Here is a 22767-nt window from a genome sequence, read left to right as displayed (position 1 = left end):
TGTGAATAGTGTTTTGTTGTTTCTGTGTTGTCGGTATAATTGCCGACGATAAGAGCGATATAACGATTCGCAAACACAAATTACATTATTTAAAAAGGGATGACAGCATGGGCAGTTCCAGCGCATCGGCGTTTAAAAGCGTTGTCGGCATTATTGTGACGGCATTAATTGGTGTGCCTTTGTTTGCATACTTGGTTATTAAACTATTCACTTCTGGTATGGCGACGGACGTCACCAGTTCAACGATGACTAAAGAGGCTGTTACTGCGCGCTTGCAGCCTGTTGCCGTAATTAAAGTGGTTGATGGTGGTCCACCAGGATCAAAAAGCGGTAAGGCTGTTTATGAGTCCGTCTGTATGTCCTGTCATGACGCGGGTTTGGCGGGGGCACCTAAGTTTGCAGATGCTGGCGCTTGGGCTCCACGTATTGGCCAAGGTTTTGATACCCTCGTTAAGCATGCAATTAGTGGCTTTAATGCGATGCCAGCTAAGGGCGGCGCTGCTGATTTGACTGATGATGAAGTGAAACGCGGCGTGGCCTTTATGGCAAATGCTGGTGGCGCGAAATTTGAAGAGCCAAAAGTGGCTGGCGCAGTGGGTGCTGCGATTGATCCTGCGGTTAGAGGTAAAGAGATTTACGCGAGTGTGTGTATGGCCTGTCATGATGCGGGTCTTGCTGGCGCACCTAAGTTTGGTGATAAAGCAGCTTGGGCTCCGCGCTTGAAAGATGGCGTTGATAATGCCGTGGCGATTGCGATTAAAGGTTTGAATGCAATGCCGCCTAAAGGTGGATTTAGTGGGTCGGATGAAGAATTTAAAGCTGCTGCTTTATATATCATTAACGCATCAAAATAATTAAGTTTAAGTGTGCATAGAAAAAGGCCGCATCGATGATGTGGCCTTTTTTATCGATAAAATTTACTCCGTTGAGACAGTTTTGCTGATGTTGCGTGGTGTATCGACGCTATTTCCGCGTGATGTGGCGGTGTAATAAGCCAGTATTTGCAATGCGACGCCATATAAAATTGGGTTGAGGTGGGGAAGTTTGGGTGGCATACGAATGGTGTTAAATCCAGCAATCGGCGGGAGTGCGACGTCGCTAAGGGCGAAGATTTCACCATGTTTGCTGCGTACCTCATGCAGGTTGGCGAGCAGCTTTTCAGCCAGAATATCCCACGGCAAGCAAGCGATAACAGGGAAGTTATTATCAATCAACGCCAGTGGCCCATGCTTGAGTTCGCCGCTGGGGTAGGCTTCTGCGTGCAGATAAGTGACTTCTTTAAATTTTAGTGCGCCTTCCTGTGCAATCGGGTAGTACATATGGCGTGCGGTAAACAATAAATGTGGTTTTTTGCTTAGGTATTTAGCCCACTCGCCCAGTTTGGGGGCAAGGGCGAGAACGGCCGCAATCGCTGCAGGCAAGGCGCGTAGCTCATTGCTGAGCTGGGCAGGAAGCTTTTTGTGGCGGGCTTTGGCTAATGTTTGGGCAAGCAAGAATAAGCCTAGCAATTGGGCGCTGAAGGTTTTGGTCGATGTGGCGCCCAATTCTTCACCGGCATGTAATTGCAATTGCAGCGCAGCTTGGCGCATCAAGGTGCTGTTGCCCTGATTACTAATCGCTAGCGTAATTTGGCAGCCTAATTGTTGTGCATGCGCAAGCGCTGCAACGGTGTCGGCAGTTTCGCCAGATTGAGAAATCACGACAATCAGTGTGCTGGGGCTGAGCGTGCGCTCTTGATAGCGAAATTCACTGGCCAATTCAACTTGGGTAGGAATTCCCGCCAGGCTTTCTAGCCAAAATCGTGCAGTTTGCGCCGCGTGATGGCTGGAGCCACTGGCAATCAGTAGTGCACTATCAATATTGGCAAATAATTCAGGCGTGCTGAGCCAGTTTTCTAGCCGATTTTCTTCTGCGTGATGAATGAATTCGGCGCAGTTACGTGCCTGTGCATGAATTTCACGCAGCATAAAGTGTGGTAATTGCCCCGCTGTGTGTGCTGGTGCTGGGTCGCGATGTATGACTGTGCCGTTCGAGTCGATGAGTTTGATTTTTGCTGCAGAGAGTTGTGCTACATCACCATCATGCAATTGGGTAATGAGGGCTGCGCGCTCACGCAAAAAAATCGGGTCGGACGCAAAAACACTGCTGTCATTGCCATGAGCCACAAAAAAGGCGGGGCCCGATGTGGTGCAGTAAATATGCTCTGGATCTTTGCTGGAGTAGGCGGTGAGTGTGTAATAGCCTTGCAGTATTTTGCTCGTGCTATGTAGTGCACGCAATAAATCATGGTGCTGTTGCCAGTGCCGATCAATCAAGCTTGCGATCAGGTGTTCTTGCCGCTTATTGCTCGATTCACTGTCATTTAAGAGTGCATTAACGTGCTCTAAATTTTCGATCGTACCGCAAATCGCTATGCACAGATGGTCTTGATATAGGTGGGGAGCAGCTGCTAAAGCACCGTAATCACTGCTGCGTAAAATAGCTTGCTGGCATTCGGGAATGCTGGCGGTATCGGGGATTATTTTTCCTTGCCATAGCAAACTACGCGCTTCACTGGCGTAGCTCATTGCGAGATGGGCGTTGGGGCTCGGGCTGAGCTTGAGGGCGCGCATGAGTTGCGGGCCGATATTGTGAAGTGAAATGCCGCCGAGCAAGGTATCCATGGTTATTCTGCAAAGTTTTGTAAGCGATACCTTATCGTAGACTGCTCTGTTATTCGCTTAAAGTTTGTTTTTGGTTTTTTGTTCGCTATGCAACAAAGCTAACGCTTGACTGCTCGCCAAGTCGGGAGCGAACTTTCGTGCAAATAAATCGGGTTTTTCTGCTAGTTGGCTAATTTCTTCGGGTTTGAATGTGCGTGGCGACCAAGCGCCTTCTTCCCATTCGAGATAACGCATTGCGTTGTTCGTGAGTTGTGGCGCTAATGCGGTGTGCATTAAAAGCGTCTGAAAAAACATTTCATCGGGCACGAGGGTATGCTTAAAAAAATCAATCAGTTGGGGTTCTTGCTCGCAGAGATCCAATACAGCTTGGCAGGCGGTTTGGCTGAGTATCCACCATTGAGAGCCAGCATGGATTTGCTGGAGTGGAGCGGGCAACTGGCGTTGCAGGCCGATCAATCGGGTAAAGCGTTGGATTTTTTGTAGAATCTTCCCGCTGGTTTTGCCATTGAGCACTTCAAAATGCCAAGCGCGGTAGCGGTAAGCGACATCAAAATCGCTCGCCGATTTGATGTCGATAAAGCCGAGGCTATCTGTACTAGATAAAAAATTATTGATGTATTCATTGCTATGTATTGGGTAGTCTTGTCCAGAGAGTAATACCCCAAAATCGAACCCATCTTGCATTGCTCGTTGAATGAGGCGTAGGCTGGCATCAACCAATGAAAATCCGCCCCAGCGGCAGGGCTGGCGCTCAATGAAAGTGATGTTGTTGCGACTGGTTTGAACTTGAGCTTGTATCGCGGTAAACACAGCATCGGGCGTGTTGGCGTCGATATGAATATAAAAATGTACGCTCGGGCAGTTCAGTTGAGTGACAAGTCGCGTTAATTGTTCGGGGTGGGCGTGCGCCAAAATAAAGTAAGCGATGCGGGGCATTTTTATCGGATTGCGGTGTTCAAAGTGTCTCTATTCTAGCAGTCTGAGCGTCTGAGTCGCTGCTGGCGCAGGCTTGGTGACGGAATTACTGTTTTCGCTGAGGCGGCAAGGGTACAATAAGCTCCTTTTGCCCAGTGCACTTGGCTTGACTGCCGTGCGGTGGGTCGTTATCGTTTCACGGGTTTTATTTGGCGGTGGGTTAGGACTATGGCGAAAGCAGCAGCTAAATCGGTGGCGTTGCCCGATAATTTCGAACAAGGTTTGGCCGAGCTGGAGGGCTTGATTGCGCAAATGGAAAGCGGTAGTCAGGCTTTGGATGCTAGCTTGCTTGCATTTCAGCGTGGTACTGAATTGCTCCGTTTTTGTGAAGGGAAACTCTCAAGCGCAGAGCAACAAGTGCGTGTGCTGGAAGGCGATGAGCTTAAGCCTTTGTCGGGCGCTGGAGCTACAAATTGAGCGAGCTTGAAACAACAGACTTCAAGACTTGGATGAATGAAGTCCAAGCACAAATGGAAAAAACGCTGGCTAGCGTGTTGCCATCGAGCAATCATTTGCCCGAGCGCCTGCACGATGCGATGCGTTATAGCGTGCTCGATGGCGGCAAACGCGTGCGGCCTTTGCTGGCGTTTGCGGCGGGCGCGGTGGTTGATGCGTCGCCAGAGCGCTTGCAATACGCCGCTTCTGCTGTGGAGTTGATTCATGCGTATTCCTTAGTGCATGACGATATGCCTGCAATGGATAACGACGTGCTGCGCCGTGGCAAGCCGACGGTGCATGTCGCTTACGGTGAAGCAACGGCCTTGCTGGCGGGTGATGCGCTGCAAACGGCGGCGTTTGAAGTATTGTCTAACCGCACTTTGGCGGATAATCCGGTCGACCAATTGCAAATGATCCGGATTTTGGCGAATGCCTCGGGTAGTTTGGGGATGTGCGGCGGGCAGGGCGTGGATTTATATAGCGTTGGCCAAGAGTTGACGCTGCCGCAACTGGAAATGATGCATATTTTGAAAACAGGCGCGCTGATTCGTGCGTCAGTTTTGCTCGGTTCGTATTGCGGTACGGCACTCGCGCCAGAGCAGCGTGAGGCGCTGGATCATTACGCCAAATGCATTGGTCTGGCGTTTCAAGTGGTCGACGATATTCTCGATTGCGAAGCCGATTCGGCGACTTTGGGTAAAACTGCGGGTAAAGACGCTGCAAATCATAAGCCAACGTATGTGGCTTTGCTGGGCATGAAGGGCGCGAAAGAAAAAGCCGCTGAGCTAAAAGCGTCCGCCTTGGCATCGCTCACTCCGTTTGGCGAAAAAGCCGCTATGTTAAGTGCCCTTGCTGGGTATATCGTTGACAGAAAATATTAATAGGACTTGCAGGGATATACCCCTGCTGTGCAAGGTACAAATGAATTACCCTTTGCTTGATACTATCCAAACACCCGACGATTTACGCCAAATCGAGCGCAAAGAATTGCCCGCTGTTGCGCAGCAATTACGCAGCTATTTACTCGATTCAGTGAGTCAAACTGGCGGGCATTTTGCCAGCAATTTGGGCGCGGTTGAGTTGACCGTTGCGCTGCATTATGTTTTTGATACGCCGCATGATCGTTTAGTCTGGGATGTGGGGCATCAAAGCTACCCGCATAAAATCCTGACTGGCCGTAAACACCGGATGGGCACGATGCGCCAGCAGGGTGGATTAGCTGGATTTCCAAAGCGCGAAGAATCGGAATACGACACTTTTGGCGTCGGGCATTCGTCGACATCGATTGGTGCTGCGCTGGGCATGGCGGAAGCTGCGCATATCAAAGGTGAAAAACGCAAAGCGATTGCAGTGATCGGTGATGGCTCGATGACTGCGGGGCAGGCGATTGAAGCGCTGTTTAACGCGGGGCATCGTGATGATATCGACTTGCTGGTGATTTTAAACGACAACGAAATGTCGATTTCGCCGAATGTCGGCGCGTTTAATAATTACCTCGCCAAGCTTTTATCAGGCAAATTTTACAATGGCATCCGCAATGCGTCGGGCAAAATGCTCGATGTGGTGCCGCCGCTCAAAGAGCTGGCAAAAAAAGGCGAAGAGAGCGTCAAAGGCTTTTTAACGCCGGGTACGCTGTTTGAGGAAATCGGTTTTAACTATATCGGCCCAATTGATGGTCACGATATGGAAACGCTGGTGGCGACTTTATCCAATATCAAGCAATTGTCTGGCCCACAGTTTTTGCACGTGGTGACCAAAAAAGGCAATGGGTATAAGCTTGCAGTCGCTGATCCTGTTAAGTATCACGCAGTTACCCCCTTTAATCAGGAAGAGGGCGTATGTGGCAGTAAGTCGACCAAGCCAACGTTTACGCAAGTCTTTGGCGATTGGCTCTGTGATATGGCCGCGAGCGACGAGAAATTAGTCGCGGTGACACCAGCGATGCGCGAAGGCTCGGGTATGGTGCGTTTTCATGCCGAATATCCAACGCGTTATTTTGACGTCGGCATCGCCGAGCAGCACGCAGTGACGTTTGCGGCAGGTTTGGCCTGCGAAGGTTTGAAACCCGTCGTGGCGATTTATTCGACCTTCTTGCAGCGCGCCTACGATCAGCTCATTCACGATGTGGCGCTGCAAAATTTGGATGTAACCTTTGCGATTGACCGCGCCGGTTTAGTCGGCGCAGATGGCCCAACGCATGCGGGTAGTTTTGATTTGTCTTTCTTGCGCTGCATTCCGAATATGGCAATTTTGGCGCCAGGCGATGAAAACGAATGCCGCCAAATGCTCTATACCGCGTATCAACATATCGGGCCTGCTGCAGTACGTTACCCGCGCGGCTGTGGTTTAGGCGCGAAGGTCGATGCGGAAATGAGTTTGCTGCCTTGGGGTAAAGGCGAAATTCGCCGCCAAGGCGCAGAACTCAATGGCAAAAAAATCGCAATTTTGGCGTTTGGTACGGTGCTGGAACCGGCACTTAAAGCCGCAGAAGAATTAAATGCAACGGTCGCCAATATGCGCTTTATTAAACCGCTGGATACTGCGCTGGTGTTGGAATTAGCGGCAACGCACGATTTGATCGTCACCGTTGAGGATAACGCGATTATGGGCGGCGCAGGCAGTGCGGTGTTGGAGTGCTTAATGGCGAATAACGTCCTCAAATCGGTATTGCAGCTGGGCTTGCCCGATAGCTACGTTGAGCATGGTGAGCAGAAACAACTGCTGGCTGACTGTGGTCTTGATGCGACTGGGATTGCGGCGAGTATTCAATTAAAGCTAGCCATGCTTTAATTGAACTGAATGGATTTAAATGAATTAGCCCTGCGATTGCGGGGCTAATTTTTTTATCGGTGGGGATTTGGCGAGTCGTTTTCTTTTGCGGTGGTTTGCGGGGTATCGTTGCTCTCCAGTATCTGGGCGAAGCGTATTTGAAGGTGGCGCAAAGGGGCTGCTGGTACAAAGCAATTTGCAGTCGGTGCGAGTGGGCGGAGGATTTGGCTAGATCGATTCGTCGGGGCGTTGAGCGTTAACGCATGTAGGGGGCGCCGCTTGCCGTTAATCACCAAAATAAAAATCCACTTGGCAGGAGTGGATTTTTTTATGATAATGAGAACAGTTGCTAATAAGGTTCTCATTATGATTGTATGCGTTTGCAATAATGTCAGTGATAAAGCGATATGCCAAGCCGTTGAGCAATCCGGTGTGCGTACTTTTATCCAGTTACAGCGGGTCACCACCGCTGCGACCTGCTGTGGCAAATGTAGTAGTTGTGCGAAGCAGGTGCTGCATACCGCGGTTGAGCGTTATGAAGAGCAAATGATGGCCGAGTTGGAAGGTGTGGCCTTCGCCTAAAATCTAGCTTTGGCTGTGGCCCAATGTGAATAAAACCGAGCTTTATGCTCGGTTTTTTGTTGTCTGTTGGAATCAAACCCGTTTTCCCTTTTTATTTGGCCTAAGCCTGTGAGTGGGCTGTGGGTAAACGATCTAGCTTGTTGTAATTAAAGAAAAATTTATTGGTGTCTATTTTTTGAGCAATTTCAAGGTCTAATTCACAGTGTGGCGGGAGCGTTGTGTTGAAAGGCTGTGGATATCTGTGCTAAGTTGCTGTTTTATTGTGATTTTAATGCTCTGCTTAAAAAATGAGCGAGTAATGTGTGATTTAGGCTGAAATTGAAGCGAATCGCAGCGGAATTTGCGGAAAAAATCGTTTTACTCGATTTATCCCCGATAAAAAAGGATACGGTGTGGGTTAGCTGTGGGTAAGGTGATCAAGTTACTGATTTAGCTCAACTTATTGCTGTTGCTTGTTTTTTGTGCAATGCATTTGCGGTATAATGCGCGCCTTTCTTAGTTTGAGTGTGCGTAGACCATGACCTTAAAAGCCCCTGAACTCTTATTGCCTGCTGGTACGCTGGAAAAAATGAGCGCAGCTTATGATTTCGGTGCCGATGCGGTCTACGCGGGACAACCACGCTACAGCTTGCGCGCGCGCAATAATGAATTTCAGTTGGAGCAAATCGGCCAAGGCATCTTGGAGGCGCATGCGCGCGGCAAAAAATTCTTTGTCGCCAGCAATATTTTGCCGCACAACGCCAAGGTAAAAACCTATCTCGCTGATATGGAACCGGTCATCGCGATGAAGCCCGACGCGCTGATTATGGCCGACCCTGGCCTGATTATGATGGTGCGCGAAAAGTGGCCCGAGCAAGTGATTCACCTGTCGGTGCAAGCCAATACGGTCAATTACGCTGGCGTGAAATTTTGGAAATCAATGGGGCTGGAACGGGTGATTTTATCGCGCGAATTGTCGCTCGATGAAATCGAAGAAATTCGCCAGCTTTGCCCAGATATGGAAATCGAAGTCTTCGTACATGGCGCGCTGTGTATTGCCTACTCAGGCCGTTGTTTGTTGTCGGGCTACTTCAATCACCGCGACCCCAATCAAGGCACCTGTACTAATGCCTGCCGTTGGGACTATAAAACGCACGACACGGTGGAAGATGACGCGGGTGATGTAGCGTTGAAAGAGCAGGTGATTCAATTTGATTTCCAAAAAGCGATGAATGATGCCAATCAAGCCTTTGCACCAGTTTCATCGTGCGGCGGCGCTGAGCGTCATCCGCTAGCCGATAAAACTTATCTGATCGAAGAAGCTAATCGCCCTGGCGAAATGATGCCCATCATCGAAGACGAGCATGGTACTTACATCATGAACAGCAAAGATCTGCGCGCGGTGCAGCATATCGAGCGCTTAGTCAAAATGGGTATCGATTCGCTAAAAATCGAAGGTCGCACCAAGTCGCTATATTACGTTGCACGCACGGCGCAAGTGTATCGCCAAGCGATTGACGATGCTGTGGCAGGCCGCCCATTCAATCCGACTTTGCTGGCTGATTTGGACGGTCTTGCTAATCGCGGTTATACCGATGGCTTTTACCAACGCCACAGCACGCACGAAACGCAAAACTACCTCGAAGGCCATTCCAAAGCGCACCGCAGCCAGTTCGTTGGTGAAGTACTGAATATCCACGATGGTTGGGCTGAGATTGATGTGAAGAATAAATTCTCAGTCGGCGACTCGCTTGAAGTGATCCACCCAAGCGGCAATATCATTGTGAAACTTACTGAAATTCGCGGCAAGAGCGGTACGCCAGTTGAGTCGGCGCTGGGCAGTGGCGCCAAAGCGGCGATTCCGCTGGATGCCAAATATGCCAATGCGTTGCTGGCGCGATTGTTTTGATGCTGTGTTTGAATTGAAAAAGCAGCTGAGAAGCGATTTAGATATGATTTTTTATGGGATTGAGAGCGACGTAGTTGTGTAATTTTGACCGAATGAAAAATATCCCGCAAGATTCAATATCTATATTAAATACTTGGTAGATCCATTTGCTGCAACCACACGTTATTCAGGTAGGAACTTGGCGAGCTGATGAGCAATGGGGACTTGCTTATCCAGAAGGTGCTAGAGCTAAAAAGAGGGTTTTGTCTCAAGATGAGCCGTGCTTTGTTGGAATAAAACCGAATTGGTACTATTTATTTAAGCACTCTGATAGACGTTACCCTCAGCAATTTTGGGGTGAGATTCTGGCCTATCAGATTGGACTGATGCTGGAAATCTCAGTGCCACCTGCTTTTGTTGCTTACGATGAAAGTACACAACAATATGCAGCTTTAATTGAGTGGTTTTATCAGGAGGGCATTACAGAGTTTTATCCAGCAGGGCATATCTTTCAGCGTGAAAATGAAACATTTGATCGCAGGAAGGGCGGGCAGCATAACTGGAGCGACGCTTGTAGAATTAGTCGAGAAACAGTAGGAAAAATTTGGCGGAAGGGAATTGCTGATATGGTCTTACTTGATACCTTAATCGGGAATTCAGATCGACATCAAGATAATTGGGGCTTCTTGATTGATGTTGCAGATCTTCAATTGGGGCAATATCACTTTCGTTTTGCTCCTTGGTTCGATAATGGAACTAGTTTTGGTAGTGACCGATGGCCTGATCGAGTTTTAAATTGGCCGAGCGATAGGATGAGAGTATATGTTGATAAAGGTTGTCACCATATGCGAGATAATCCGAAAAATTTGGTTCGTGTGCCGCATATGGTGCTGTTTGAAGTTTTAGTTACGCGTAATGAAATAAAAGATTATTTTGTTGCAAAATTAGCAAATTTTGATTTTGATCGGTTTGTGGAAATAATGAATGCCTTAGGGACGTTTGAGTTGCCAGATAAGGACAGGCTAGATCCGCTGAGAATTGAATGGATAAAAAAATTGTTAAGTTATCGCCTTGAGCGGATGAGAGAGATTTTAAAGTGAATTTTTTACAATATATACATGAGCCTGAGCGTTTGTTATTAACGTGGCAATGTTCGGAAGACCAGCGTCCACGCACACGTCGAGTGGTGGCTGAAGTCGTTCGCTCAAATGATGAATATATTTTTAATTATTTAATTGATACAGAAGATTATAATTTTGCAATTAAACAGGGTTTTAAGGGCTATGCAGCATTTAGTTTAGAAAAGCCCGTTCATAATGTTGGTGTGATGGATGCTTTAGCACGACGGCTGCCTCCTAGAAAACGGGAAGACTTTTCTAATTATTTAATGCAATTTCGTTTGCCTAGTAGTTTTTCAGGTAGTGATTTTTCTTTGTTGGGTTATACAGGGGGCAAATTACCTTCTGATACATTTAGTTTTGTCCCAGATTTTTCTTCTATTTCACAGCCAATTGATCTTTTGCTTGAAGTGGCGGGGTTTCGGCATCAGAGTGACTTGGAGCAATTAACTCCACAAGTTGGAGATAACGTTGCCTTTGAAGTAGATTGTGCAAACACGGTTGATATAAATGCAGTTCAGATTGTTTCTAAGCAAGGTAGGCTGGGTTATGTTAATCGTGCATTTTTGCCATGGTTTACATCCCTCGTTTGCGACGGTCGAGTGATTTTTGGCGAGATTGAAAGGATAAATGGCAAGCCCGAGCGCCCATTAATTTATATTTTTTGTCGTATTGAATAATTAAACATACTAATTTGGTTGTGATTGATAGCCACAAGATGTGGCTATCTTTTATTTAGCGGTTTTTAAATATTCCGGTCCGCCCTTTACGTGGGCGACCACTTGGAGAAATGATGTCGAACAATGCCTCTCAGAACGGCAGTATTGTCGTTGCCGCTTTATATCAATTTGTGACGCTCAGCGATTATGAAGCTTTGCGCGAGCCGCTCTTACAAACGATGACCGATTTAGACGTGCACGGCACGCTGTTGCTAGCTGATGAAGGCATTAACGGCACAGTAGCAGGAACGCGGGCAGGGATTGATGCTCTGTTGGCGTGGCTGCGCTCTGATCCGCGCTTGGTGAATGTCGATCATAAAGAATCGTATTGCGACGAGCAGCCGTTTTTGCGTACCAAAGTAAAACTCAAAAAAGAGATCGTCACTTTGGGCGTGCCTGGTGTTGATCCAAATAAAAAAGTCGGCACCTACATCGAGCCCAAAGATTGGAATGCGATTATTTCAGATCCTGAAGTGTTGGTGATCGACACGCGCAATGATTACGAAGTAGCCATCGGTACGTTCGAGCGTGCAATTGACCCGAAAACCGAAACTTTCCGTGAATTCCCAGACTACGTGAAAGAACATTTCGATCCGGCAGTCCACAAAAAAGTCGCAATGTTTTGTACTGGCGGGATTCGCTGCGAGAAAGCATCAAGCTATATGCTGGGTGAAGGGTTTGAAGAGGTTTACCACTTAAAAGGTGGGATTTTGAAATACCTCGAAGAAGTACCACAAGAAGACACTTTGTGGAAGGGCGATTGCTTTGTGTTCGACAACCGTGTGACGGTGCGCCACGATTTGACCGAGGGCGATTTCGAGCTGTGCCACGCTTGTCGTCAGCCCGTTTCTAGTGAAGAAAGACAATCGCCGCATTATGTGGCGGGCGTAAGCTGCCCGCATTGCTATGACAATCTGAGCGAAAAAACCCGTAGTGGCGCGATGGAACGTCAAAAGCAAATCGAGTTGGCCAAAAAACGCAATGAACCAAGCCCATTAGGCCGCAATCCGCGCAAGTCTGAAAAATAATAAGGATCACGAACGGCGCGAGTTAGGGCAAAAATCACGAAATAGATTGTAAACGTAGGTCGGGTTTCAACCCGACAGCATTGCGGAATCGGGTTAAAACCCGACCTACGGAGATTTAAATTTCGTGTTTTTTGAATTATGTTCGTGATTTTCGTGATCGATTTGTTTTAAAAAATCCCAGCATTTGCTGGGGTTTTTGTTGGGGTATTGCTTTCTAAGTATCTACTAATAATGGCTAGCGCTCTATACCTAGATAGCCGACTTGAATGTATCGCATTCTTGTGGGTTGCCGCTGTCCATACCGCGCTTAAACCAAGTCATGCGCTGAGCGGACGTGCCGTGCGTGAAAGAATCGGGCATCACGCTGTGGCCAGCGTTTTTTTGCAAGGTGTCATCGCCAATCGCATTGGCGGCATTCAGCGCTTCTTCCATATCCCCCGTTTCTACCAAGCCTTTTTTGGCTGCGTAATATCCCCAAACGCCAGCGTAGCAATCGGCTTGTAATTCGAGCCGCACCGAGAGTTCATTGCCTTTTGCTTTGGAAAGCTGCTGTTGTTTTTGATGCACTTGGCCGGAAATGCCTGTTAGATTTTGAATGTGATGGCCGACTTCATGCGCGATCACATAGGCTTGCGCAAAGTCGCCTGGTGCGCCGAGCTTTTTGTGCATTTCATCAAAAAAGCCTAAGTCGAGGTACACCTTGCTATCGCCCGGGCAGTAGAAGGGGCCGACGGCCGAGGTGGCGCTGCCGCAGGCGGTTTGCACGCCATTGCGGAACAACACCATTTTCGGTTGCTGATATTTTTCGCCTGATTGCGCAAAAATAGTAGTCCAAGTGTCTTGGGTGTCGGTGAGCGTTTTCACGGCTTGCGATTTGACTTGATCGTTGTCGGTGGCGGTATTGACGGGGCCGGCTTGCTGGGTAGGCGCGCTGCCTTCAGGCCATTGCATGACCATGCCGAGAATTTCGACGGGGTTTTTTCCCATCACTAAGCCAATCACAACGACGATGGCGATGCCCGCGAGACTAAGCTTGCCACCGCCACGCCGACTTGAGCCACCACTGGCGCGACGATCTTCAACATTGCTATGGTCTTCCGGCATTTTATCCCAACGCATTATGCTCTCCTTGTGGCTTGGTTTATTTTTGAGTTAAAGCTTGTAGCAACTCATTTTCTAATTGTAAAACGACTTTTTCATCATTCAGTACGCGGCCCGAGATTAAGAAATTATCTTCAGCGCGCTCGCCCAGCGTCATAATTTTGGCCGATTGAATCTCGATGCGATTGGCGGCCAAAATGCGGGCGATGGTGGAAAGTAGACCGGGTCGGTCGCCGGTAACGACTGAGAGCACCGAATACTTGCCTTTATCATCTGGGCGAATTTGGACGTGTGTTTTGATCGGGAAGTGTTTTTGTTGGCGCGATAAACGGCCACAGGCGGCGGCTTGGATTGGCTTTTTCTGATTAATTCGTTCGCTCAACTCGTACTCAACATAATTAATTAAGTCGCGATACGAGGCGTGCAGGCTGTCGGGAATGAACACATAAAAGGTGTCGAGTGCATAGCCGTGGTGTGTCGTATGAATTTGTGCGTCGAAGATGGAATAACCCGCGCGCTCAAAAAAGCTACAAATTTGTACGAATAAATCGGCTTGATCGGGGCCGTAAATCACGACTTGTAGGCCTTCGCCCGATTCGGACAATTTGGCGCGCACCACGGTTTCTTCACTGTGCGTGCGATTAAACAGCATGCGGGTATGCCATGCAATATCGCGCGCGTCGTGGCGTAGGAAGTAGACAGTGTCGAGCAGCGCCCAAAATTCATCGTGCGCATCGTTACGCAGGCCGTACAAACGCAATAGTCTTAGTGCTTCTTCTTGTCGTTCACTCAACCATGAATGACCGCTTTCGCGGTTCAGAAAACGCTGGGTCGCTTTAAACAAATCTTCGAGGAGTTTGGCTTTCCACGCATTCCATACTTTCGGGCTGGTGCCGCGAATATCGGCCACTGTGAGTAAATACAGCGCGTTCAAATGGCGCACATCGCCGACGAGCTCGGCAAACTCGGTAATGACATCAGGATCGTAAACGTCTTGTTTTTGCGCGACGGATGACATGGTTAAATGATGGCGTACCAGCCAAACGATTAAATCAGTGTCTTCCACTGGCAGTGGATGCTTGCTGCACCAGTCTCGTGTGATATTTTCGCCAATTTGCGAGTGATCGCCGCCACGCCCCTTGCCGATATCGTGAAACAGCGCCGCCAAATACAGCACTTCAGGATGTTTAAATTCTTCGATCAGCTTGGAGCACAGCGGATATTCATGCGTAAACGCCGGTACAGCAAAGCGGCGCATATTGCGTAGCACCATCAAAATATGCTCGTCGACGGTATAAACGTGAAATAAATCATGCTGCATGCGGCCCACAATATCGCCAAATTCGGGGATGTAACGGCCTAATACGCCATATTGATTCATGCGGCGCAAAATGCGCGTCAAGCCGCGCGGTTCGCGAAATAGCGCGATAAAAAGCTGTCTATTGTGCGGATTTTCTAGAAATTCATCATTAATGAGTTCGCGTGCATGCCACAGTGCGCGCAGTGTTTCGGGCGCGATATCGGTCGCTTCGCGGCGTTGTTCTAAGTGCAAAAACAGCGCCAAAATCGCCGATGGATTTTTGTTAAATAATTCGGGGTCATGAATTGCCAGCAGGCCGTCACGAATATAAAAATCGTCGTTCACCGGCGTGGTATTGCTCAGGTACGAATAAATCCGCTGCCGCAGCGCATGCACCAAGACGGGAACCAGCTGCGTGATAATTCGCGCCGCCAAGTAATACTCGGCCATCAGCGCCTCAGAGGCGCGCTGCGTAATCCGGCCTGCCGTAGAAAGGTCGTCAAAGCCAAAATCTTTGGCGAGCGCGTGTTGATAGTCGAATAAAATCCGATCTTCGCGGCGTTTGGCGCGCCAATGCAGCGCGATGCGATAGGTGCGTAGCACGCGTTCGGCTTCGCAGAGTTTGCTGTTTTCTTCAAAAGTTAAAATGCCGAGCGCGGCAAGCGAATGCCAATCACGGCCAAGGCGCTGGCTGGCGGCAATCCAGCCGATTAAATGCAGGTCGCGCAAGCCGCCGGGCGCTTCCTTGATATTCGGTTCGAGTTTATACGTTGCATTTTGAAAACGGCCGTAGCGTGATTGCTGCTCAATCAGCTTGGCTTCGAAGAATTCTTTGGGATCAATATGCCGATGGACGGTGTCCATAAACTCGTTAAAGCGCTGCTTGTCGCCGGATAAAACCCGCGTTTCTAATAGCGCTGTTTGTACGGTAATGTCTCGCTCGGCTTCATACAAGCAATCGGTCGTCGTGCGCACCGAGTGGCCGACTTCAAGGCCAATATCCCACAGCTCACCGATGAGTACTTCCAGCTTTTCTAGAAGTGCTGGGCTGGGCTGATCAGGCAGTAACATCAGCAGATCAATGTCGGAATAGGGGTATAGCTCACCACGCCCATAGCCACCTACCGCACAGAGCAATACATCGGGCGTGAATTCGTGGCGTTCCCATAGCTCTGCCAAGGTTTTGTCGGTTAAATGCGCCAGCGCATTCAATAAAGGCGCAGCCTTAGTGGGAACATCAAAACGATCACGCAGCGCGATCTTGGCGCTGGCATAGGATTCACGAATGGCACTAACCGAGCGCATGGCGGCAAACTCCAACTGCAAAAAGGCGGGATCACGAAAGACACGAAAAAAGTCGTAACACGAAAGGCACGAAAAAAAGGCAAAAAAACAAACAAATCATTAATTCATTTGGGCAGCGCTTTTTTGGGTTTCCTACGGGGTTTTTTTGCTTTTTTTCGGCTTTTTTTCGTATCTTTCGTGATCCAATCGTTTTTAATCTTTAGATTTAAAAACGCCCTCAAACGAGGGCGTGTGTATTATGCGAGTAGGTATTTCTCTGGGCGTGGCGGGGTGCCTGCGGATACGGTCAATACCTCGTAGCCCGTTTCGGTGACGAGTATCGTATGCTCCCATTGTGCCGACAGACTGCGATCTTTGGTGACGATCGTCCAACCATCGCTCATTTGTTTGATTTCGCGTTTACCCGCGTTAATCATCGGTTCAATTGTGAAAATCATCCCTGCTTTGAGTTCAACGCCAGTCCCAGCTTTGCCGTAATGCAATACTTGTGGCTCTTCGTGAAATACGGCGCCAATGCCGTGGCCACAGAATTCACGTACGACTGAATAACCGGCTTTTTCGGCGTATTTTTGAATCGCCGCGCCAATATCGCCTAAACGCGCACCGGCTTTCACTTGGTCGATCCCAATCCACATGCAATCAAATGTCACTTGCGACAGGCGTTTGGCGTGGGTTGCAACATTGTCGCCGACCAGATACATGCGGCTATTGTCGCCGTGGTAACCGTCTTTGATGACGGTAATATCCAGATTGACCACGTCGCCATTTTTAAGTGGTTTCTCGTTTGGAATACCGTGACAAATCACATTGTTGACTGAGGTGCAGATTGATTTTGGGTAGGGTATATAGCCAGGAGGGCAGTAGTTCAAGGGGGCTGGGATAGTACCCTGCACATTAATCATATACTCGTGGCAAAGGCGATCGATTTCTTCGGTCGTCACACCTGGTTTGATAAATGGCGTGATGTAGTCGAGCACTTCGCTGCCTAGACGGCCAGCAACGCGCATTTTTTCAATTTCTTCGGCAGTTTTAATGGTGATAGTCATACGAGCCTTTACGTGCTGTAGAGAAGCCGCAGCTTCTTCTGGTCAATATTAATGTGTAATCAGTATAACATTGCATACGGCGCACAGCCTGTTCTTGCGTTGGATGGCGCAATACAAAAAGGGCTCAGCCATTGGCTGAACCCTTAGAGGTCTTACTATGAAGCGTCGTAATAATTAACGCTTGTGGTGCTCTGGCAGAACGATATTGAGTTCAAGTACTTCAAAATCGTCTTTGCGTTCCAGTTGAATTTGAATGTCTTCTGGATTGATCGCGACGTATTTAGAAATGACTTCTAATAATTCACGTTGCAGCTGCGGCAAATAATCCGGTGTGGTGTTATGGCTGCTGCGTTCATGCGCCAAAATAATTTGCAAACGCTCGCGCGCAACGTTGGCGGTTTTTTTCTTTTCGCCAAAAAAGTAGCTCAGAATCGACATCGCTTAACCCCCAAACAACCGTTTCCAGAACGGTGCCTTTGGTACTTCAATAAAGCGCATCGGCTTGTCTTCACCTAAGAAGCGCGCAACCACGTCTTTGTAGGCTTCCGACACATCGGTGCCCGCATTGTGGATCGCTGGCATACCGGCATTAGATGCCTGCAAAACCGCTTCCGATTCTGGAATAATCCCGATCAATGAAATGCGTAGCAAATGCTGTACGTCGTCGAGCGATAGCATTTCGCCGCTTTCAACACGCGCCGGGCTGTAACGTGTAATCAACAAATGCGTTTTAACTGAGCCGCCGTCTTCAGCGCGTTTGGATTTTGCATCCAAAATGCCGATGATGCGGTCTGAATCACGTACGGATGAGACTTCAGGATTGGTGACGACAATCGCTTCGTCGGCGTAGTAAAGTGCCAAGAATGCGCCCGTTTCGATACCCGCTGGACTGTCGCAAATGATGTAATCAAAGCCGTCGTGCTCAAGTTCTTTGAGTACTTTTTCCACGCCTTCTTTTGATAGCGCATCTTTATCGCGTGTTTGCGAGGCGGGCAGCACAAACAGATTGTCGCAGTTTTTGTCTTTAATCAGTGCTTGGCGCAAGCTGGCTTCGCCTTGGATGACATTGACAAAGTCATATACGACGCGGCGCTCGCAACCCATGATTAAATCAAGATTACGCAGGCCCACGTCAAAGTCGATAACGGCAGTTTTGAAGCCGCGCAAAGCCAAGCCGGAAGCAAAGCTGGCGCTAGTTGTCGTTTTGCCAACGCCACCTTTGCCTGATGTTACTACTACGATTTTTGCCACAGAGTTCCCCTGGGATAATTGAATTTAGTGTGCGATTTAATTGGTTTGTTGTAACGCTTCGATCACGAGCTTGTCCTGATCGAGGAAAATTTGACTGGGCTTGCCTGCGATAGACGTTGGCAAGTCTTCGTCGAGCGAGCGATAGACCCCAGCGACTGAAACAAGTTCAGCTTCCATGCAGGTGGTGAAAATTCGCGCGCTGGTATCGCCACGAGCACCAGCAAGGGCGCGGCCACGTAAGGGGGCGTAGACATGAATATTGCCGTCGGCAATCACTTCTGCGCCGTGTGATACCAAGGCCAGTACGATTAAATCGCAGCCTTTAGCGTAGACCTGCTGACCGGTGCGAACTGGACGATCAATAATCATCGCGCTCGGTGCTGCCACGGGTTCAGCTACGGGTGCGGCAGCGGGTGTGATGCCACTATCGAGCAAAACGACGAGGCCTGCTTCTTTGGCGGCGACTTGCTGATCGATATTGCCGCCTTGTGCCACTACCGGATACAAATGAAATTGGCGCAATAAACTAATGAGAGCGACGATTTCAATCGCCGATGGAATGCTGGCGAGCTGGCTAAAATCGAGTGCAATTTGTTCATCAGACAGGAAGTGTTCGCCATCGCCGAGCTGATTTTGCAATGCAAGAATGAGTTTTTCTGGCTCTAGCGTTGTCGGCACGAAGGCGGTGAGTTTGGTGCTGGTACTTTTGAACTCAAATACATTCACCGAATCATCGGTATAAGCAAAGCTGGTCATATAAATAGTGGCGTCACAACGGCGTAAAAACGCAGTTTACCGTCTCAGCGCAATGCTAGGAAGCTGTGTTTACCTGTAAGCGATTTTTTTGCAGAAAAACAGCCTAAATCGCAGGTTTTAATGGCTTATCGTGACAAGAGTTTGTATATGGGGCTTGGTCCGTGCAGCGTTTGATGCCAGTACCCCTTCATGATTGTGGTGATGAGTCTTTTAGCTGAGATGTACTTACTCGTTAGTAGGGTGCGACGCTTGGTGCCAGTATCTATTCATGATGGTGGTGTGGTGATAAATCACTCAGTTGAAATGTATTTACTTGTTAGTAAGTGCGGCGCTTGATACCCGTGCGATGCATGATGGTGGTCGATAATTCTTCAATCGACATTTTGGTTGCATTCAAATAGGGCACCCCTACATGGCGTAGCAAAGCTTCGGCTTCGGCGACTTCAAATTGACAGGTTTCGAGCGCGCAATAGCGGCTGTCGGGCTTGCGTTCTTCGCGAATTTGCTGCAAACGCACAGGATCTATCGTTAGGCCAAAGAGTTTGTTGCGATAGGGGAGTAATAATCTTGGCAGAGTGTGCTGGCCAAAATCTTCTGGTGTGAGCGGGTAATTGGCGGCTTTGATACCAAATTGCAACGCGAGATAAAGGCAGGTGGGGGTTTTGCCTGAGCGAGACACACCCACCAAAATCAAATCAGCCTCGGCTAAATCGCGCGGCATGATGCCATCGTCGTGATTGATTGAAAAATTCACTGCATCAATGCGATTTTTGTATTCTTCGAAATTACCGATGGAGTGAGAGCGACCCACGGTATGCGTTGATTCAACTCCAAGCTCCTCTTCGATTGGGCCGATAAATTTTTCCAAAAAATCAATGGTCAGCGCATCTTCAACCAAGATGCGTTTACGCAAAATCGGGTCAACAATCGTACTAAACACCAAAGGTCGACAGCCATCAACGACCGCATGGCGGCGGATATCCAACGCGACTTGATCGGCTTTGGCAATCGTATCGACAAACGGTAGTGTGATCCGATTAAAGTCGACGTCTTCAAATTGCGATAGCAATGAATGGCCGAGGATTTCGGCGGTAATTCCTGTTCGATCTGAAATAAAAAAAGCAGTGCGGCGCATAGTTCCCCCTGTTGTTTTTAGAATACCGCGCAATGCGCAGGAAAACCAGTAAAGGTAAGTCCTGTTAAGGTAATTCCCGACTTGGCTTCTGCATCTAAAAAGCTAAACTGGAAAAGAAAATTTTGCAATGCAGCATTTAAACAAATAAGGGCCAAGCAGATGACTGAAAAATACGTACTCGATTTCGCTCAGCTACGCATGCATGACGTAGAAAAAGTGGGCGGGAAAAATGCTTCTTTAGGCGAAATGATTTCGCAGTTGACCGAAAAAGGTGTTCGAGTGCCGGGTGGTTTTGCGACCTCCGCTGAGGCTTATCGTATTTTTCTGGCGCAAAGCGGTTTGGCTGAACGTATTGATACGATTTTAAGTACATTAGATGTCGATGATGTGAAGCAACTCGCTGTCGTCGGTAAGCAAATTCGTGATTGGATTATGGCAACACCATTGCCTGCTCAGCTTGAGCTTGAGATGGCCGAGCATTATGCGAATTTGGGTGATGACGTCACCGTTGCGGTGCGCTCATCGGCCACTGCTGAGGATTTGCCTGACGCGTCATTTGCAGGCCAGCAAGAGACGTTTTTGAATATCGTTGGTTACCAAAACGTCGTCGATGCAATGAAGCAGGTATTTGCGTCGCTGTATAACGACCGCGCGATTGCGTATCGCGTACATAAAGGTTTCGATCATAAAATCGTCGCACTATCGGCGGGTATACAGCGGATGGTCAGGTCGGACAAGGGCGCGGCGGGGGTACTCTTCACCATTGATACCGAATCGGGTTTCGATCAGGTGGTGTTTGTCACCGCTTCGTATGGTCTGGGCGAGACGGTGGTACAAGGCGCAGTGAATCCCGATGAGTTTTTTGTGCACAAGCCAACACTGGCCGCAGGTCGCCCAGCGATTGTGCGTCGTCACTTGGGCGGTAAAGCATTGAAGATGGAATTTGATGTTGAATCTGTGGCTGGTAAATCGGTTAAAACGGTCGCGGTATCCAAAGAAGATCGCCATCAGTTCTCGATCACCGATGCCGAAGTCGAGGAATTAGCGCGCTACGCAGTGATTATCGAGCAACACTACGGCCGCCCAATGGATGTGGAATGGGGGCGTGATGGCATTGATGGCAAGTTGTATATCTTGCAAGCGCGGCCAGAAACGGTGAAATCGCAAGAATTTGGCTCGGATAAGCTCACCAAATTTCGCATGCTAGAAACCAGCCGCATCATGACCGAAGGTCGCGCGATTGGTCAGAAAATTGGCCAAGGCAAGGTACGGATTATTCGCGATGTGTCGGAAATGGATCGCGTGCAAGCTGGAGACGTGTTGGTGTCGGATATGACTGATCCAGATTGGGAACCTGTCATGAAACGCGCGGCGGCGATTGTCACTAATCGCGGTGGCCGAACCTGCCACGCAGCGATTATTGCGCGTGAGCTGGGTATTCCCGCGGTCGTCGGTTGCGGCGATGCAACGCAAATGCTGCGTGAAGGCGATGAGGTGACCGTGTCGTGCTCTGAGGGCGACGCTGGGTTTGTGTATGAAGGCTTGCTCAAGTTTGAGCGGCTCGATGTTGCGCTGCAAACGCTGCCTGCCGCACCGGTTAAAATTATGATGAATGTCGGCAATCCTGAGTTGGCTTTTGATTTCTGCCAATTGCCCAATGAAGGCGTCGGCTTGGCGCGTTTGGAATTCATTATCAACCGCATGATCGGGATTCATCCGAAAGCGCTGCTGGCGTACCCAAATCTGGCCGAACCACTCAAATCGCAAGTCGAAGAGCGCATCGCGGGTTATCGTTCGGCCATTGATTTTTATATCGATAAAATTGCTGAAGGCATTGCCACTTTGGGTGCGGCGTTTTATCCGAAAAAAGTCATTGTGCGTTTGTCTGATTTCAAATCGAATGAATACGCCAATTTGCTTGGTGGTGCTGAATACGAGCCGCATGAAGAAAATCCAATGATTGGTTTCCGTGGCGCGGCGCGCTATGTGGATAAATCGTTTCGCGATTGTTTTGAGCTTGAATGCCGCGCCGTGAAAAAAGTCCGCGACGTGATGGGCTTGACCAATATCGAAGTGATGATTCCTTTCGTACGTACTTTAAAAGAAGCTGAATGCGTCATTGAATTGCTCGAGCGCAACGGCTTAAAACGCGGCGAAAATGGTTTGCGCGTCATTATGATGTGCGAAATCCCTGCCAATGCGGTATTGGCTGAGCAATTCTTGCAATATTTTGATGGTTTCTCGATTGGCTCGAATGATATGACGCAGCTGACTTTGGGGATTGATCGCGATTCGGGCGGCCCGGTTTCAACAAGCTTTGATGAGCGTAATGAAGCGGTCAAAGCGATGTTGTCAATGTCGATCAAAGCGTGTCGCAAGCTGGGGAAATATGTAGGCATTTGTGGTCAAGGCCCATCGGATCATCCTGATTTTGCGCAGTGGTTGGTGGAAGAAGGTATTGAAACGATTTCGCTGAACCCCGATACCGTCATTGAGACGTGGTTGTTCTTGGCGCGAGGCGGAAAAGCTGAGTAGTTTTAGCTTTCATTTAACAAAAAGCCCAGTCGTTGATTGGGCTTTTTTGTTATTTAAGTTTAATTGTTTGAATGTTGGGTATTGTTCTCAGCAAAGAACAATGTTTTTAGCGAAAAGGGTTAGTCCTAATGTGTCAGCAAGTAGACTCTTGGTTTATCATCAGCTCAAAGCTAAACGTA

At 48.7% G+C, this 22767-nt stretch carries 18 protein-coding genes and 1 pseudogene; 10 read left to right on the top strand and 9 right to left on the bottom strand.

Translation table 11 applies throughout. From position 1 onward, the window contains the following. Positions 1-107 precede the first annotated feature (107 nt). Complete coding sequence (locus Q320_RS0102205; protein ID WP_027467653.1) at positions 108-854, top strand: c-type cytochrome; 747 nt, start codon at positions 108-110, stop codon at positions 852-854. Between the two features lie 63 nt (positions 855-917). Here the strand turns inward: Q320_RS0102205 and glmS are convergent, their stop codons facing one another. Together glmS and Q320_RS0102195 are read right to left on the bottom strand one after the other, a co-directional pair. Further along, positions 918-2663 carry a glutamine--fructose-6-phosphate transaminase (isomerizing) gene (gene glmS / locus Q320_RS20530; protein WP_051534391.1) on the bottom strand — a complete coding sequence of 582 codons (1746 nt, stop codon included), beginning with the start codon at positions 2661-2663 and terminating at the stop codon, positions 918-920. A gap of 57 nt (positions 2664-2720) precedes the next feature. After that, a complete protein-coding gene (locus Q320_RS0102195) occupies positions 2721-3599 on the bottom strand; it encodes a beta-1,6-N-acetylglucosaminyltransferase (protein WP_027467652.1) in 879 nt (292 codons plus the stop codon). 207 nt (positions 3600-3806) lie between these two features. On the opposite strand from Q320_RS0102195, the gene Q320_RS0102190 reads away from it, so the two are divergent. The 8 genes from Q320_RS0102190 to trhO all read left to right on the top strand — a co-directional run bounded on the left by Q320_RS0102190 (position 3807) and on the right by trhO (position 12159). Beyond that, a complete protein-coding gene (locus tag Q320_RS0102190; protein WP_027467651.1) occupies positions 3807-4055 on the top strand; it encodes an exodeoxyribonuclease VII small subunit in 249 nt (82 codons plus the stop codon). A 32-nt stretch (positions 4056-4087) separates the two neighbouring features. Next, a complete protein-coding gene (locus Q320_RS0102185) occupies positions 4088-4957 on the top strand; it encodes a polyprenyl synthetase family protein (protein ID WP_035851713.1) in 870 nt (289 codons plus the stop codon). Positions 4958-4997: 40 nt separating this feature from the next. Next, positions 4998-6866 (top strand): 1-deoxy-D-xylulose-5-phosphate synthase, encoded by a 1869-nt coding sequence (gene dxs, locus Q320_RS0102180; RefSeq protein WP_035851708.1) that lies wholly within the window; start codon positions 4998-5000, stop codon positions 6864-6866. 345 nt (positions 6867-7211) lie between these two features. Continuing rightward, positions 7212-7427 (top strand): (2Fe-2S)-binding protein, encoded by a 216-nt coding sequence (locus tag Q320_RS0102175; RefSeq protein ID WP_027467648.1) that lies wholly within the window; start codon positions 7212-7214, stop codon positions 7425-7427. A gap of 517 nt (positions 7428-7944) precedes the next feature. Then, positions 7945-9315: a prephenate-dependent tRNA uridine(34) hydroxylase TrhP gene (gene trhP, locus Q320_RS0102170; protein WP_027467647.1), complete on the top strand. Its 1371-nt coding sequence runs from the start codon at positions 7945-7947 to the stop codon at positions 9313-9315. Between the two features lie 146 nt (positions 9316-9461). After that, positions 9462-10394: a HipA domain-containing protein gene (locus tag Q320_RS0102160; protein WP_027467646.1), complete on the top strand. Its 933-nt coding sequence runs from the start codon at positions 9462-9464 to the stop codon at positions 10392-10394. Continuing rightward, the gene (locus Q320_RS18085) at positions 10391-11092 is read left to right on the top strand and encodes a hypothetical protein (protein WP_051534390.1); all 702 of its coding nucleotides are present in this window, start codon (positions 10391-10393) and stop codon (positions 11090-11092) included. Before Q320_RS0102160 ends, Q320_RS18085 begins: the two co-directional genes overlap by 4 nt. 113 nt (positions 11093-11205) lie before the next feature. Further along, positions 11206-12159 (top strand): oxygen-dependent tRNA uridine(34) hydroxylase TrhO, encoded by a 954-nt coding sequence (trhO, locus tag Q320_RS0102150; protein WP_035851706.1) that lies wholly within the window; start codon positions 11206-11208, stop codon positions 12157-12159. Positions 12160-12408: 249 nt separating this feature from the next. Here the strand turns inward: trhO and ypfJ are convergent, their stop codons facing one another. The 7 genes and pseudogenes from ypfJ to ppsR form a co-directional block, all read right to left on the bottom strand. Continuing rightward, entirely contained in the window at positions 12409-13278 is an 870-nt protein-coding gene (gene ypfJ / locus Q320_RS0102145; RefSeq protein WP_027467644.1) for a KPN_02809 family neutral zinc metallopeptidase, read from the bottom strand. Between the two features lie 22 nt (positions 13279-13300). Further along, on the bottom strand, positions 13301-15865 hold the full coding sequence (locus Q320_RS0102140) for a [protein-PII] uridylyltransferase (protein ID WP_035851704.1): 2565 nt from the start codon (positions 15863-15865) through the stop codon (positions 13301-13303). A 236-nt stretch (positions 15866-16101) separates the two neighbouring features. Continuing rightward, positions 16102-16917, bottom strand: a pseudogene (gene map, locus Q320_RS0102135) (type I methionyl aminopeptidase); the annotation flags it as partial. Between the two features lie 168 nt (positions 16918-17085). After that, positions 17086-17349: a cell division topological specificity factor MinE gene (gene minE / locus Q320_RS0102130; RefSeq protein WP_027467641.1), complete on the bottom strand. Its 264-nt coding sequence runs from the start codon at positions 17347-17349 to the stop codon at positions 17086-17088. Between the two features lie 3 nt (positions 17350-17352). Then, entirely contained in the window at positions 17353-18162 is an 810-nt protein-coding gene (minD, locus tag Q320_RS0102125) for a septum site-determining protein MinD (protein WP_027467640.1), read from the bottom strand. 36 nt (positions 18163-18198) lie between these two features. Continuing rightward, positions 18199-18918 (bottom strand): septum site-determining protein MinC, encoded by a 720-nt coding sequence (minC, locus tag Q320_RS0102120; protein WP_035851702.1) that lies wholly within the window; start codon positions 18916-18918, stop codon positions 18199-18201. Positions 18919-19234: 316 nt separating this feature from the next. Beyond that, a complete protein-coding gene (gene ppsR / locus Q320_RS0102115; RefSeq protein ID WP_027467638.1) occupies positions 19235-20053 on the bottom strand; it encodes a posphoenolpyruvate synthetase regulatory kinase/phosphorylase PpsR in 819 nt (272 codons plus the stop codon). A gap of 159 nt (positions 20054-20212) precedes the next feature. On the opposite strand from ppsR, the gene ppsA reads away from it, so the two are divergent. After that, complete coding sequence (gene ppsA, locus Q320_RS0102110) at positions 20213-22588, top strand: phosphoenolpyruvate synthase (RefSeq protein WP_027467637.1); 2376 nt, start codon at positions 20213-20215, stop codon at positions 22586-22588. Positions 22589-22767: the final 179 nt, after the last annotated feature.

Origin of the sequence: Deefgea rivuli DSM 18356 (genome assembly GCF_000620145.1) — a bacterium.
In the GTDB taxonomy this organism is placed as follows: Bacteria; Pseudomonadota; Gammaproteobacteria; order Burkholderiales; family Chitinibacteraceae; genus Deefgea; species Deefgea rivuli.
This window is presented reverse-complemented; position numbering and strand designations above follow the sequence as displayed.

What these genes read in the sequence shown, in the direction of transcription:
- Q320_RS0102205 (WP_027467653.1), top strand. Translation starts at nt 108, where the DNA reads ATGGGCAGTTCCAGCGCATCGGCGTTTAAAAGCGTTGTCGGCATTATT.
- glmS (WP_051534391.1), bottom strand. Translation starts at nt 2,663, where the DNA reads ATGGATACCTTGCTCGGCGGCATTTCACTTCACAATATCGGCCCGCAA.
- Q320_RS0102195 (WP_027467652.1), bottom strand. Translation starts at nt 3,599, where the DNA reads ATGCCCCGCATCGCTTACTTTATTTTGGCGCACGCCCACCCCGAACAA.
- Q320_RS0102190 (WP_027467651.1), top strand. Translation starts at nt 3,807, where the DNA reads ATGGCGAAAGCAGCAGCTAAATCGGTGGCGTTGCCCGATAATTTCGAA.
- Q320_RS0102185 (WP_035851713.1), top strand. Translation starts at nt 4,088, where the DNA reads ATGAATGAAGTCCAAGCACAAATGGAAAAAACGCTGGCTAGCGTGTTG.
- dxs (WP_035851708.1), top strand. Translation starts at nt 4,998, where the DNA reads ATGAATTACCCTTTGCTTGATACTATCCAAACACCCGACGATTTACGC.
- Q320_RS0102175 (WP_027467648.1), top strand. Translation starts at nt 7,212, where the DNA reads ATGATTGTATGCGTTTGCAATAATGTCAGTGATAAAGCGATATGCCAA.
- trhP (WP_027467647.1), top strand. Translation starts at nt 7,945, where the DNA reads ATGACCTTAAAAGCCCCTGAACTCTTATTGCCTGCTGGTACGCTGGAA.
- trhO (WP_035851706.1), top strand. Translation starts at nt 11,206, where the DNA reads ATGTCGAACAATGCCTCTCAGAACGGCAGTATTGTCGTTGCCGCTTTA.
- ypfJ (WP_027467644.1), bottom strand. Translation starts at nt 13,278, where the DNA reads ATGCGTTGGGATAAAATGCCGGAAGACCATAGCAATGTTGAAGATCGT.
- Q320_RS0102140 (WP_035851704.1), bottom strand. Translation starts at nt 15,865, where the DNA reads ATGCGCTCGGTTAGTGCCATTCGTGAATCCTATGCCAGCGCCAAGATC.
- minE (WP_027467641.1), bottom strand. Translation starts at nt 17,349, where the DNA reads ATGTCGATTCTGAGCTACTTTTTTGGCGAAAAGAAAAAAACCGCCAAC.
- minC (WP_035851702.1), bottom strand. Translation starts at nt 18,918, where the DNA reads ATGACCAGCTTTGCTTATACCGATGATTCGGTGAATGTATTTGAGTTC.
- ppsR (WP_027467638.1), bottom strand. Translation starts at nt 20,053, where the DNA reads ATGCGCCGCACTGCTTTTTTTATTTCAGATCGAACAGGAATTACCGCC.
- ppsA (WP_027467637.1), top strand. Translation starts at nt 20,213, where the DNA reads ATGACTGAAAAATACGTACTCGATTTCGCTCAGCTACGCATGCATGAC.